Origin of the sequence: Nonomuraea dietziae (assembly GCF_014195505.1) — a bacterium.
Classification (GTDB): domain Bacteria; phylum Actinomycetota; class Actinomycetes; order Streptosporangiales; family Streptosporangiaceae; genus Nonomuraea; species Nonomuraea roseola.
The window spans coordinates 164,387-176,842 of sequence record NZ_JACIBV010000003.1; the positions used below are offsets into that span (position 1 = coordinate 164,387).

At 66.3% G+C, this 12,456-nt stretch carries 7 protein-coding genes and 4 pseudogenes; 5 read left to right on the top strand and 6 right to left on the bottom strand.

Features of this window, described 5'->3' with window-relative positions:
* Positions 1 to 190: 190 nt before the first annotated feature.
* Entirely contained in the window at positions 191 to 733 is a 543-nt protein-coding gene (locus FHR33_RS47760) for a hypothetical protein (protein WP_183663251.1), read from the top strand.
* A gap of 717 nt (positions 734 to 1,450) precedes the next feature.
* Here FHR33_RS47760 and FHR33_RS47765 read toward each other — a convergent pair.
* The 4 genes and pseudogenes from FHR33_RS47765 to FHR33_RS47780 form a co-directional block, all read right to left on the bottom strand.
* The gene (locus FHR33_RS47765) at positions 1,451 to 2,194 is read right to left on the bottom strand and encodes a hypothetical protein (protein ID WP_183662656.1); all 744 of its coding nucleotides are present in this window, start codon (positions 2,192 to 2,194) and stop codon (positions 1,451 to 1,453) included.
* 189 nt (positions 2,195 to 2,383) lie between these two features.
* Positions 2,384 to 3,196, bottom strand: a complete 813-nt coding sequence (istB, locus tag FHR33_RS47770) for an IS21-like element helper ATPase IstB (protein WP_183663198.1) — start codon at positions 3,194 to 3,196, stop codon at positions 2,384 to 2,386.
* Between the two features lie 18 nt (positions 3,197 to 3,214).
* Positions 3,215 to 4,828 (bottom strand): annotated as a pseudogene (gene istA, locus FHR33_RS47775) (IS21 family transposase); the annotation flags it as partial.
* Positions 4,829 to 4,997: 169 nt separating this feature from the next.
* Positions 4,998 to 5,765 carry a neutral zinc metallopeptidase gene (locus tag FHR33_RS47780; protein WP_183662658.1) on the bottom strand — a complete coding sequence of 256 codons (768 nt, stop codon included), beginning with the start codon at positions 5,763 to 5,765 and terminating at the stop codon, positions 4,998 to 5,000.
* A gap of 242 nt (positions 5,766 to 6,007) precedes the next feature.
* Between FHR33_RS47780 and FHR33_RS47785 the strand changes: the two are divergent.
* Positions 6,008 to 6,844 (top strand): annotated as a pseudogene (locus FHR33_RS47785) (IS256 family transposase); the annotation flags it as partial.
* Positions 6,845 to 7,080: 236 nt separating this feature from the next.
* Here FHR33_RS47785 and FHR33_RS47790 read toward each other — a convergent pair.
* Positions 7,081 to 7,653, bottom strand: a pseudogene (locus tag FHR33_RS47790) (transposase); the annotation flags it as partial.
* Positions 7,654 to 7,746: 93 nt separating this feature from the next.
* On the opposite strand from FHR33_RS47790, the gene FHR33_RS47795 reads away from it, so the two are divergent.
* Positions 7,747 to 8,561, top strand: a protein-coding gene (locus FHR33_RS47795; protein ID WP_376773331.1) for an IS5 family transposase whose coding sequence is annotated in 2 segments (ribosomal slippage) — positions 7,747 to 8,104 and positions 8,104 to 8,561 — 816 coding nt in all. Because the reading frame shifts where the segments join, the coding sequence is not laid out codon by codon here.
* On the opposite strand, the gene FHR33_RS53585 is transcribed toward FHR33_RS47795, so the two are convergent.
* Positions 8,527 to 8,790, bottom strand: coding sequence for a transposase (locus tag FHR33_RS53585; protein ID WP_183662660.1), 264 nt, complete (start codon positions 8,788 to 8,790; stop codon positions 8,527 to 8,529). The two genes, FHR33_RS47795 and FHR33_RS53585, sit on opposite strands and share 35 nt — an antisense overlap.
* Positions 8,791 to 9,384: 594 nt before the next feature.
* Between FHR33_RS53585 and FHR33_RS47805 the strand changes: the two genes are divergently transcribed.
* Entirely contained in the window at positions 9,385 to 10,692 is a 1,308-nt protein-coding gene (locus tag FHR33_RS47805; protein ID WP_183662661.1) for an IS256 family transposase, read from the top strand.
* A gap of 107 nt (positions 10,693 to 10,799) precedes the next feature.
* A pseudogene (locus FHR33_RS47810) lies at positions 10,800 to 12,300 on the top strand (ISL3 family transposase).
* Positions 12,301 to 12,456 lie beyond the last annotated feature (156 nt).

Here is a 12,456-nt window from a genome sequence, read left to right on the forward strand (position 1 = left end):
ACCGGCACACTCGCCGTCGACCGCGCCTACACCGACCAGACCGCCGATGCCGCCGTTCGCGCTCCTGACGACGAGCTCACCGCGTTGATCCATGCGCGCCACCCGTACTTCCTCAAGGTCAAGCAGACCTCCGACGCCGAGGGGAAGCTCCCCGCCCCCAAGGAGCCCGGCCGCCGGGACCGCCCCGTCGGTGAACTGCCCTCGTTTCAACCAGGCCAGAGCAGCAGCACGTGGCCCGCGGACCCGGGTCGACCTCACCGACGCACGGCAGCGGGCCGCGCACGCCGCTGCCAAGCCCACCGTCCTGCTGCCGAAGACCAGCAGCGGCTACGGGTGTCTGCCGACGATCTGCACCCAGCAGACCATCACCCTGCACCCAGGCGACCTCGGCCACAAGGACAAGCTCCGCCAGGACCTGCCCTACCTGAGCCCGGCCTGGAAAGGCGCATTCAAAGCCATCCGGGCCAACCCCGAAGGGATTAACGGCAGGTTGAAGGGCCAGATCATCGACCTGGTCGACCCGACCAACCGGCTCGCCCACGGCCGCGTCGCCAAAACCATCCTGGTCGCCCTCATGGTCTGCATCGCCAACCAGAAGATCCTGCTGTCCTGGCGCCAGATCCACGACCACGAACTCCGTCCGTCGTCCACCACGGGGGACGACCTCCCGGCCGAGCCGGACATCGACGACACCACCAGCAACAGCGGAAGACCCCCGCCCGCCCGGCCCTGAACAGATCGTTACCCCGGCCCGCCTCAGCAGCACATCCCAACGAGCCGGCGCGAGAATGCCCACCGGCCGGTTCGTCCTGTCCTCGCCGCGACCGGACACCACCCGAGCCCTTCGCCACAACCGCCGCACCGCCTCGAACCGCCCGGCGAGCACGGTTATGAGCCCGGAAACGAAGAGAGCCCGCCCGATCGACACGATCAGACGAGCACTCGTGACACATGATCAGGCCATCTCAAGAACCGCCCAGTTCCCACGGGTGCCAGATTCGCGGCTTGGCTGACCTCGCCAGGACAAGCCGACCAGCACCAAACAAGGGCCGTGGGATGTCGCGACTTTTAGGTGATTTCTCGCGTGAAAGACGGACCCACTTTCCTGTCCACCTGGGCCCCACTTGGTGATCTTCAACGGTGCCAGTTCACGTGAGAAGTGGCCCCACTTAGCGATCGTGGACGCCTTGATCACGCATGAGTTTTGGCCCCACCAGCGTCAGATCACAGCCCGAGGACTCGGCCCTCCGCCACCGTGGGACGGCTCAGCGGGCGGTGGGTGGCGGTCGCCATCGTGCCCCTGCCGGGGTAGCAAGCTTTGAGGGTTCGGCGCGCAGGAGCATATCGCGCAGCCAGGCGGCGACGCCGGTCCGCGAGGTCAGCCGCGACTGCCGGGAGGCCGCCCGCATCAGCCCGCGCACCACGTGGTCGAGGTCATGATGCACGGTACTCAGCCGGCCTCCGCCCACGGGGATGGGGAACCCGCCGACACATAGACGACCGCGAACCCGAGATTTTTGTCCACTGGAGGCCGAGCGGGCTTCTTCCCGCCGCGCTGCTTGGCCTTCGACCGGAATTGCGTTGGCTTCTCATGCTGATACATCTCCGCCTCCCCTCGGAAGATACCGAGCAGGACGCCATCGTCCCCCTGCCACCAGGAGTCGGTGATCCCGCTGGCTTCGGGAATGGGGACGAGGTTGGAGACGACCTCGGCGGTCGCCTCCACGGCCTCCAAGACGCGGCGTCCCGTGAAGGTGGCGACGCGACGCATCTGCTGTGTCGCATGGATCAGGGCATAGGACTCGAACCAGGCTTCAACCGAAGGATGGGTAGGGACCCAGTCGTCGTACACCAGCCCGAAACGATCTTGCTCGTCAATGCCGTACCCGTAGGCAACGGAAACCCGGGCAGAACACGGATCGAACAACCAGCCGGCACCGTCCAGGTGCTGCACCCGAGCGTCTATGGAGAACCCGGAAACGCCACCGTCATAGAAATCGCTGGGCAGCGCGGGAAGGTCGAGCCCGTCCCATCGGGCGATGAACGCGATCATGCGCTCAAGCAGAGGTTCCGGCGCCTCCGCGCAGTGCTCGCGGAGGTATTCGGCAGACGTGGACGGGCCGCTTACCGTGCAGTGCTGTCGGAGAAACTGCTGCGCCCGGGGGGACAAACCGCTCGAATCATCAAGAATCATCCCGCCATTATGGCTTTCCACTCGGGTCGGCCTCCCGCTCCCGAAGTTTCCCCAGCCCCAAAGTAGGTCTTGATCGCGCTGCGCATGTTCGGGAGCGGAGGGCCGACTCAGCCCGTCTGCGGACTCGGGGACTGCCGTCCCCGAACCCCGGCAGGGCATGAGCATCGCCCAACAACGGATTGACTGCGGTCAGCCGTGAATGGAGTGCTGAGCCTCGGTCTGAGCGAGCCGGTAGGAGCGCGTGCCGGTGTCGATGATGGCGGCGTTGAAGGTGAGGCGGTCGACGATCGCGGCGCAGAGCCGCGGCTCGGTGAAGGTCTTGGTCCAGCCGGCGAAGGACTCGTTGGAGGCGATGGCGACGCTGGCCCGTTCTTCTCGTTCGGTGAGGACCTGAAACAGCAGATTGGCGCCGCGCTCATCGAGTTTCATGTAGCCGAGTTCGTCCAGACAGAGCAAATCGTAACGGCCATAACGGGCGATGGTCTTGCCCAGGACGAAGTCGTCGGCTGCTTCGACGAGCTCGTTGACCAGGGATGCGGCCAGGACGTACTTGACGCGGTAGCCGGCCATGGCGGCCTCGGCACCCAGGGCGATGAGCAGGTGGGACTTGCCGGTGCCTGAGTCGCCGATCAGACAGAGCGGGTTGCCGTTGCGGATCCATTCGCACTTGGCCAGGGTGTGGATCACGGCGGGTTCGACGTTGGAGTTGGCCTCGAAGTCGAAGTCGGTCAGCCACTTCTCGCGGGGAAAACCGGCGGCCTTGATCCGTCGTTCGGCGCGGCGACGTTGGCGGTCTTCGCACTCGGCCATGAGCAGTTCGGCGAGGAAGCCGCGATAGGTGAGCTGCTCGTGCTCAGCGGCGTCGGCGATCCCGACGAATTGCTGGCGCAAGGTGGGCAGGCGCAGCATGCGGCAGGCCTGGTCGATGGCGGCCTCTGCAGCTGGCTCGGTCAATCCGCGCTGGCGGGTGATTCGCGGTTGCTGAGCGCTGGAACTGCTCATGAAAACTCTCCTGTCTGGTGGGCGAGAGCGGCGCAGCAGCTGGTCGTAGGCGGCAACCGAAGGCAGAGGACGCGTGTCGGGCGGCAGGCTGGTCAGCTTCTTGTGAGTCAGGGAGACGATGTTGTCGGGCAGTTCGACGGCGCGGTTGGCGGGCTTGCCCGCGGCTTGATCGTGGAGTGGCTGAGGGTCGGCTTCGGCCGCATTGCGAGCTTCGATCGCGACCACGTCCGCAGACAGGGCACCGACCCGCAAGGCGGCGGCGATGCCGGCGACCACATGCTCGTGCGCCATGGTCCTGTGCAGGAGCAGCACCTGGATGAGTTCGCGGGTGCCGTCGGCGTCCCCGTGGGCTTCGCGGACTCGTGACCACCATGCGTCGTGGACGGGAGTGAACTTCCCGGCTTGCCGGGCTTGCTCCAGCGCCGTTGAGCCGGGCAACGCGCCGGGCTTGCGGACCAGCACCTCCAGATAGTGATCCAGGTCCAGACGGCAGGAGTTCTTGGCGATCAACCGTTCATGCCGGGCGATTAGGTTCCGGTCGGCGAACACCAGCAGCTCGCTCGAGCGCAGCAGCACCTTCACCTGCTGTCCGATGAACGCCACCGGCACCGAGTAGCGGTTGGTGCGGACGTTGATCTGCGATCTGCGATCGACCAGCGGGTAGAACGTCCGGCCGGTCTCGAAGTGCTCGGCTGGCAGCGGCGCCAGCAGCGGCCGTTCCAACGCGAAGTACTCGGCCACCGACCTCGCCCTGGCGCCGATCCGGCGTAGATCATCTTCGGCGTCCCACTGCTCGATGAGCTCGTTGAGTTCGGCGATCGAGTCGACCTGCGGGACGGGAACTAGTCGGTTGCGGCGGAACCGGCCGACTTCGCCTTCCACTCCGCCCTTCTCGTGGGCGCCCTCCTTGCCGGGCCTGCAGTAGAAGGCTTCCAGGCCGTAGTGCGAACGAAAGACCGTCCAGCGCTCGTTTTCCACCCGGGCTCGGGAGAATCCCAGGACCTGCGCGACCGCGGCCTTCAAGTTGTCGTAGCGGACCTTGCCGGTCGGCACGCCACCGAGCACGGTGAAGGCGTGCACGCGTCCTTCCAGGAAGGCTTCCTGTCCGCACGACAGCGAGACCCGGTGCACTGCCTTGCCCGAGTTCAACAGGCGGAAGACGAACAGGTAGCAGACCGTCGGTTTCCCGGCCAGGTTGACGACGACGTCGCCGAAGTCGACCTCGGCGTCGACGCCGGGCCGATGTTCCTGATCGATGGGGACTTCTGGAGGGGATCGGCCGGCCTGCACGCGGATCTCTGGACGCCGCCAGGCCACATAGCCGCAGACGGTGGAGTAGGAGATCCCTTCCATATCGTGCTCGGTGATCAGCCGGTCGTAAATGCGTCTGCTGGTGTGCCGTTGCTTGCGCGGGGCGTTCAGGTCTTCGCGCAGAATCTGGTCGATGACTCGTTTGAAGGCATCCAGCCGGGACCGGCGAGGCGGGGGCTTCTTCCGCGGCTGCGGCCAGGGCGACGCCAGCGCCTCACGCACCGTCCGGCGATGCACGCTGTATTTGCGAGCCAGCGCCCGGACCCCAAGGCCTGCCCTGGAGTCCCGGCGGATCGCCGCGTAGATCTCCACTTTGGTCATTCGCGCCATTCGAGCCCCTTCCTGACCAGGAGCACAAGCAGCGTCTCATCGCAACGCCTGCGGTGGGGCCAAAAGTCATCGGAACGTCACTGGGCGGCTACGCCATGCGCTGACGGTGGGGCCGAATCCCACGCGTAAGTGGGGCCGACTCACGCTCGCAGAACCACTTTTAGGAGACCTCGCTCGCGGGGGCCTTCCAGGTGTTGCACGAGCCGGGGTCGCCGGTGGCGAAGCCGCGCTTGGTCCACAGCTTCAGGTTGGCGGTCTTGCCGTACGCTCGAGGGCGGCCGGGAACGTCGCCCACGAGCATCGCCTGGAGGTACTTCCAGGCGCGTGCCGACCTTCCCTCGAGAGGCCAGACGCTCTTCACGAACGCTCCGGCCAGGCAGTTCGACTGAAGCCGGTACCGGCGCAACCGCTCGAAACGCTCCGCCTGGCTGTCGTAGAACGCCTCGACGTCGACGCTGTGGATGATGAGCACGAGCTCCTGAATGTGCTGGGCGTACCTGGTGGCCGTGTTGTACATGAGCCATAGGTCGCTCGGGTCAGTCAGCCACGACTTGCCGAGCTTGTAGACAACGGTGTGGTTGGGGTGGCAGTAGACGCTGTCGGAGTCGTATCGAGGTTCTAGCTCGCAGTAGGAGCCGCCAGCGAACTTCAGCTTGGCCTCCTGGAACTGGGCGCCGCTGGCCGAAAAATGCTGCTCCCAGGTCGACTCGAGGCATTGCATGACTCCGGCGATGTAGCGCTTGGCCCCGGCTCGGTCGTTGGGGCCGACCTGCGCCTCCTCGCAGGTGGACTTGGGGAGCTTGCCCCAGGCGTACAGGGCGTTGTCCACGAGGACCCGCTGCTTGACGGGATAGGTTGTCGCGGCCGCCGTCCCGCTCAGTAATAGATTCGCGGCGCAGGCTAGAGCTGTGATCAGTCGAAGTCTCATGGCGGGAGATTAAGGCCAGCACGTCAACGAGACAGAGCGCAATGCGGTCGGGGCGTCCATCGAAGCGATGATTGGCAGAAAACCCGCGTGGTTTGGCCTTCCACTCGGCCCCTCGATAAGTAAACTGGCTCGTCTCCGCCTTCGTAGCCGCGGCGTTCGAACGGCCGATGTGCTGGAGGTGGTCGGCATCACGGCGACGATAACACTAAGAGCTGGCGGCGATGTCCATCCCCACCACCGCCCGCGACCTGTCGGGTGTCGACTATGTCTACCTGCGGGTCGACGGCATCCACGTCAACATACGGCGAGGAGCGCAAGCTGTGCCTGCTGATGATGATCGGCGTGCGTGCCGACGGGCGCAAGGGACTGGTCGCGCTGGCCGACGGTTACCGCGAGTCGGCCGGGTCGCGGGCCGACCTGCTGCGCGATGCCAAGCGGCGTGGCCTGCGCGCCCCGGTGCTGGCGATCGGCGATGGCGCGCTCGGTTTCTGGGCTGCGCTCGGGGAGGTGTTTTCCGCAGGCCAGGGCTCAAAGGTGCTGGTTTCACAAGATCGCTAACGTGCTTGGGGCCGCCGAAGTCAGCGCACCTCGGGGGCAAGAAGTCCCTGGCCGAGATCTGGAATGCCGAGGACAAGGACCACGCGTTCGCCGCGGTCAAGGACTTCCAGGCCACCTATGGCGTTAAGTATCCCAAGGCGGTGGCCAAGGTGGTCGACGACCTGGAGGAACTGCTGGCCTTCTATGAATTTCCGGCTGAGCACTGGGTGCACCTGCGCACGACCAACCCGATCGAGTCGACGTTTGCCACCGTCCGCCACCAGACCAAGGTCACCAAGGGGCCGGGCTCTCGCGCGGCTGGGTTCGCGATGGCCTTCAAGCTGATCGAGTCGGCGCAGAAGCGCTGGCGAGCGGTCAACGCGCCCCATCTCGTGGCACTGGTCCGCGCCGGGGCAACGTTCATAGGCGGCAAGCTCGTTGAGCGGCTCGTCATCGGCCATCGAGGGTCAGTCGATAGCCGCCTAAAAGATCTTGATTCACAGGTCTTGACGATTGCTCGTGGGCGGGACGCGCGCGCGTAGGCCCTCGCCGGAACCGGGCGAGAGTGAGATTGCCGGGGGCGGCGTTTTCTCCCAGGGGGGCGGAGGTCGGCGACGAGATCGCGGGCGCGCCGGAGTTGGGTGGGGGCGGCGGAGATAATGAGCCAGGTCCACCGGTCGGCGGCGGCGGGGTCGCGGAGTTTGGGGCGGGTCCAGCCGAAGGTTTGCTTGAGCATCCGGAAGGTGCGCTCGAGGTCGAAGCGCCGGAGAAAGGCCTGTCATAGGCGGTCGACATCCTGCGAGGTGCCATCGGTGCCCGACCACCACATCCAGATCGGCTTGGGGTCGCCTCCCGAAGGCAAGTGGTCGACCTGGAGGCGCAGGACGGTGCCCGCGATGATGGGCAGTTCGCCGGGAAAGCCGAGCCATGCCGCCCGGCGGGTGAGGCGGGGGTGCAGCCGGTCCCAGACCTGGGCGTGCGCGGTGCCGTAGCGGGTGGTCTCGGTGATAGTGGCAGCGTGGGGTTCACCCCAGGTGGCGGGGTCGCCGAAGACGAACTTCTTGCCGTGCTTGGGCGGGCGGCCGCCGTAGGGGTCATAGACGCGCGGCGGGGTCGGCCTGCGCATCACCCGGTCACTGCGCAGACGTCCCAGAACATCGACCGGCAGGTCGGCGAGGAGGAACGCGAGACGAGTGACGTCGTAGCCGGCGTTGACCACGATGAGGATGTTCGGGTCACCGGCCTGGTGTTGGCCCGTCGCCATCAGCCGTTCGACGACCTTGCGGAGTTGGAAGGCGGTGAGCGCGGCGACATCCGCGCCTGGCGGCAGGCGAACGGCGTTCAGCAGCGCCGTCCATGAGGTGCGGCCGGTCTAAAAGCGCCTAACAGAATGATCTCCGGTGTGCTTTGATCTCTCGCTGTAGCGGTCGTGAGAGGAGTACGGGTGGCGCGGGCCAAGCCGTGGGAGGTCAGTGACGAGCTGTGGGCGGTGATCGAGCCGTTGTTGCCCCAGCGTGAGCGGCGGTTCCGGTATCCGGGACGTAAGCGGCTCGATGATCGACTGGCGTTGCAGGGCATCCTGTTCGTGCTGCACACCGGGATCGCCTGGGAGCACCTGCCGCAAGAGCTGGGCTACGGCTCGGGCATGACCTGCTGGCGGCGCCTGGCCGAGTGGAATGCCTGCGGCGTCTGGCAGCGTCTGCACGAGGTGCTGCTTGATCGGCTGCGCGCGGCCGACGAGCTCGACTTCTCCCGCGCTGTAGTTGACTCCTCCCAGATCAGAGCGTTAAAAGGGGGCCGCAGACCGGCCCGTCCCCGGTCGATCGAGGACGGGCCGGCAGCAAGCACCACCTGATCACCGAGGCCACCGGCATCCCGCTTGCCGTGATCGTGACCGGCGCCAACCGCAACGACGTCACCCAGCTTCGCCCGCTGCTGGACGCTGTTCCGAAGGTGCGTGGCAAGCGCGGCCGCCCCCGGCAACGTCCCGACGTCGTGCTCGCCGACCGGGGCTACGACCACGACAAGTACCGCCGCCTGGTGCGCGAGCTGCAGATCCGCCCGCTGATCGCCCGCCGCGGCACCGAACACGGCTCCGGCCTGGGCAAACACCGCTGGGTCGTAGAGCAGACGTTCGCCCTGCTGCATGCCTTTCGACGCCTGCGCATCCGTTGGGAGGTCCGCGCCGACATCCACGAGGCCTTCCTCAAGTTGGCCTGCGCACTCATCTGCTGGCGACGCCTCGCCTCATTGCGTTAGCAGCTCTAAGACTGCCGATCGAGTAGGGCCAGCCTGGGACCATGTGGTGCTGGTCCTTGTCGCGGCCGTAGGTGTGGCAGAACGACCGGTCGGGGTTGGTGTTGGCGTCCGGCCGGAGCCACGGGCCGACGTCGGCGGCCAGCACGATCCGGCCGTCGGCGGCGCGAGGCAGCGGTATCGAGGTGAGGGAAGACCGCAGCCGGGCCACCTCGATCTGGCCCCGGTCCAACCGTCATACAACGAGCCATGCCCGCACCGGTGCTCAGGCGCCAACGAGATCGACCAGCGTCTTGGCCGGGCCGTCGGTGCACAACAGCGCCTCGACTAGTTAGCTCATCCGAGGCGCGCCGTCAGGCAGCCGTAGAGCTCTCGCGGAACCTCGACAAGGCCATCACGCCAGCCTCGTGATCAGTACCAACGGCTCCGCTTCCGGTTCGCGTAGCCGTCACACATGCCAGGGTGGGCATAGCGGCCATCGCCTCCCTCCGAGTCTTCGACACCCGAAGGTGAGACGGTGGCCGCCCAACGTCACCTCGACACACCGTGTCGAAAGAGCCACAACCCGCTGCATACCGGAACGTCACCCATCGGACCCGACACGGCATACGCGAAGATCAGAACTTCAACGACAAGCTGAGTGCTTGTTCCTAGCTTTTAGTCTTGCTGTTCTGCACCTTGTCAAGCTGGGCTCGCCTACGTCGCGGCCGTGGTGGTTATGCGACGATCCCAAGATGCTGCGCAGCCTTGAGATCAAAGCGATCCTGTCTGAGCTTGAGAGGGACTGTAAGAAGAACGGTGTAACTCCTGATCAAGGAGACACCTGATGAGTACTGTGATCCAGGCATCGTCGGAGATCGACCTGGAGGACGCCGCGGTGGCGCGCAAGGAGCCGGAGACCTCGGCTTCGGACCGGGAGCTCGTCGGCCGGCTGGTCGACCAGGCCCGCGCCGAAGGCCTGGAACTTGTGGGCGAGAACGGACTTTTGGGTCGGCTGACCAAGCTGGTGCTGGAGTCGGCGCTGGAAGGCGAGATCACCGACCATCTCGGCTACGACAAGCACGATCCGGCCGGTCGTGGTGCGGGTAACTCGCGTAACGGCAGCAGGGCCAAGACCGTGCTCACCGATGTGGGGCCGGTGGAGATCAGCGTGCCGCGCGATCGGGATGGCAGCTTCGAGCCGAGGATCGTCCGCAAGCGGCAACGCCGGCTGTCCAGCGTGGATGAGATGGTCATCTCACTGGCTGCCAAGGGCCTGACGACCGGGGAGATCTCTGCGCATCTGGCCGAGGTCTACGGCGCCGAGGTGTCCAAGCAGACCATCTCCACCATCACCGACAAGGTCCTGGAGGGGATGGCCGAGTGGCAGAACCGGCCCCTGGATACCGTCTACCCGGTCATCTTCATCGATGCCGTGCATGTCAAGCTGCGCGACGGCCAGGTCGCCAACCGGCCTATCTATCTGGCCATGGCGGTCACTGTCGATGGCGAGCGCGACATCCTCGGGTTGTGGGCCGGTGACGGCGGCGAAGGGGCGAAGTTCTGGCTGCATGTGCTGACCGAGATCAAGAACCGCGGCGTCGGTGATGCGCTGATGGTGGTCTGCGACGGTCTGAAGGGGCTGCCGCAGGCGATCGAGACTGTCTGGCCGCAGGCGGTCGTGCAGACCTGCGTGGTGCACCTGCTGCGCGCCTCGTTCCGATATGCCGCCCGCCAGCACTGGGACGCCATCGCCAAAGCGCTGCGGCCGGTCTACACCGCGCCGACCGAGGGCGCCGCGCTCGAGCGGTTCTACGAGTTCGCCGAGACGTGGGGCGGCAGGTATCCGGCCATCGTGAAGTTGTGGGAGGACGCCTGGGCGGAGTTCGTGCCCTTCCTCAACTTCGACACCGAGATCCGCCGGGTGATCTGCTCGACTAACGCGATCGAGTCGGTCAATGCCCGGATCCGGCGGGCGGTCAAGGCCCGCGGCCATTTCCCGAACGAGCAGGCCGCGCTGAAGTGCGTCTACATGGCGATCATGAGTTTGGATCCGACCGGCAAGGGTCGCAAACGCTGGATCACCCGCTGGAAGGCCGCGCTCAACGCCTTCGCCATCACCTTCGAAGGGCGCCTGAACCCTACTTCCCGATAACCAATCAAGATCGAGTTACACCGTTAACTGGGCTCTGGCACGAATCCGGTGGTGACGGAGTGTGCGGGCTGGCAGGGTGATCTTGGTGTGCTTCGAAGATCTTGAAGATGTTGTTCCCGCAGTTGGCCGACGTGATCCTCGAGCAGGTGGTCGCAGAGCAGCAGGTGATACGTGTGCACGCTCGGACACGATCGGTGGCGGCATCCTGCCCCGCGTGTGGAGTCCTGACCCGGCGGGTGCACGCCTACCACATGCGACGTCTGGCGGATGTGCCGGTCGGTAGCCGCACGGTGGTCGTCGACCTGCGCATACGCCGGCTGGTGTGCGAAGCCCGCGGATGTATGCAGCAGACGTTCCGTGAACAGGTCCCGCAGGTGGCGGCCCGGTATGCCCGCCGCACCGTGGGGCTGGCCGCGCTGATCGTGGACCTGGCGGTGGTGCTGGCCGGCCGCGCCGGCGCGGCTGTGCTGTCCCGCCTGCCGGTGACGGTCTCGCGTACCACGGTGCTGCGCTTGTTGATGAGCGTTCCGGCCCCGGCCGGGCCGGTGCCAGCGGTGCTGAGCGTGGACGACTTCGCGCTGCGGCGCGGCAACCGCTATGCGACCTTGCTCATCGACGCGGTCACCCACCGCCGCATCGATGTGCTGCCCGACCGCAAGTCCTCCACGTTGATCACGTGGTTGCGTGAGCACCCAGGCGTCCAGGTCGTGTGCCGCGACGGCTCGGCCGCCTACGCCGAAGCCATCCGCCAGGGCGCACCGGACGCGGTGCAGGTCAGCGACCGGTGGCATCTGTGGAACGGCTTGGCCGCCGCGGTGGAGAAGACCGTGGTCACACACAGCCGCTGCTGGCACACAGCAGGCCCTCGTCGCGCCGGTGCGCTCGCCGAACGAACCCGCCGCAAGCACGCCCAGGTCCACACCCTCCTCGAGCAGGGACTCGGACTGGGCGAGTGCGCTCGGCGCCTGGGCTGGGGATTCAATACGGTCAAACGCTACGCCCGCGCCGCCTCGGCCGACGATCTCCTGCGCCCGCCGAAGTACGGCGCCACTCTGGTCGACCCCTACCGCGAGCACCTGAGACGCCGCCTGGTTGAAGAGCCCGGTGTGCCGGTCACGCATCTGCTGGCCGAGATCCGCGAACGCGGCTACACCGGCAGCGCCAACCTGCTGGTGCGCTACCTCAACCAAGGTCGCGCCGACCCCCGATCGGACTCCGCCCTCACCACGCCGGCTGGTCTCCTGGCTCATGAGCCGCCCCGACGATCTACCTGCTCACCGCCGTCGGCACCTGGAAGAGCTGATTCCCGCCTGCCCGCACCTGACAGCCCTGGCCTCGCGGGTGCGGGAGTTCGCCGCCATCCTCACCCAGCGTCGCGGTCACGACCTTGACGAGTGGATCAGCGCAATGCGCGCCGATGACCTACCCGCCCTGCACAGCTTCGCCCTCGGCCTGGAGAAGGACAAACAGGCCGTCATCGCCGGGCTGACCCTGCCCTACAGCAACGGCCCCATGGAAGGCACCAACACCAAGGTCAAGCTGCTGAAACGCCAGATGTACGGGCGCGCCAGCTTCGCCCTGCTGCGGCAACGGATCCTGCTTTCCTAAGCACGCACTGTCACCACCTCATTCGTGCCAGAGCCGTTAACTGGACAGACCCGCTTGAGAACGCTCATCGTGATCACGTGTTCTTGGAGCCCACGATTGAGCTGAGCTTGGATTGCTTCATCTGCGAGCGGATAGGCCGGACGACCGCCTTGAAGC

Excerpts from the sequence above, each read along its gene's own strand:
- FHR33_RS47765 (WP_183662656.1), bottom strand. The coding sequence starts at position 2,194 with ATGATTCTTGATGATTCGAGCGGTTTGTCCCCCCGGGCGCAGCAGTTT.
- istB (WP_183663198.1), bottom strand. The coding sequence starts at position 3,196 with ATGAGCAGTTCCAGCGCTCAGCAACCGCGAATCACCCGCCAGCGCGGA.
- FHR33_RS47780 (WP_183662658.1), bottom strand. The coding sequence starts at position 5,765 with ATGAGACTTCGACTGATCACAGCTCTAGCCTGCGCCGCGAATCTATTA.
- FHR33_RS47805 (WP_183662661.1), top strand. The coding sequence starts at position 9,385 with ATGAGTACTGTGATCCAGGCATCGTCGGAGATCGACCTGGAGGACGCC.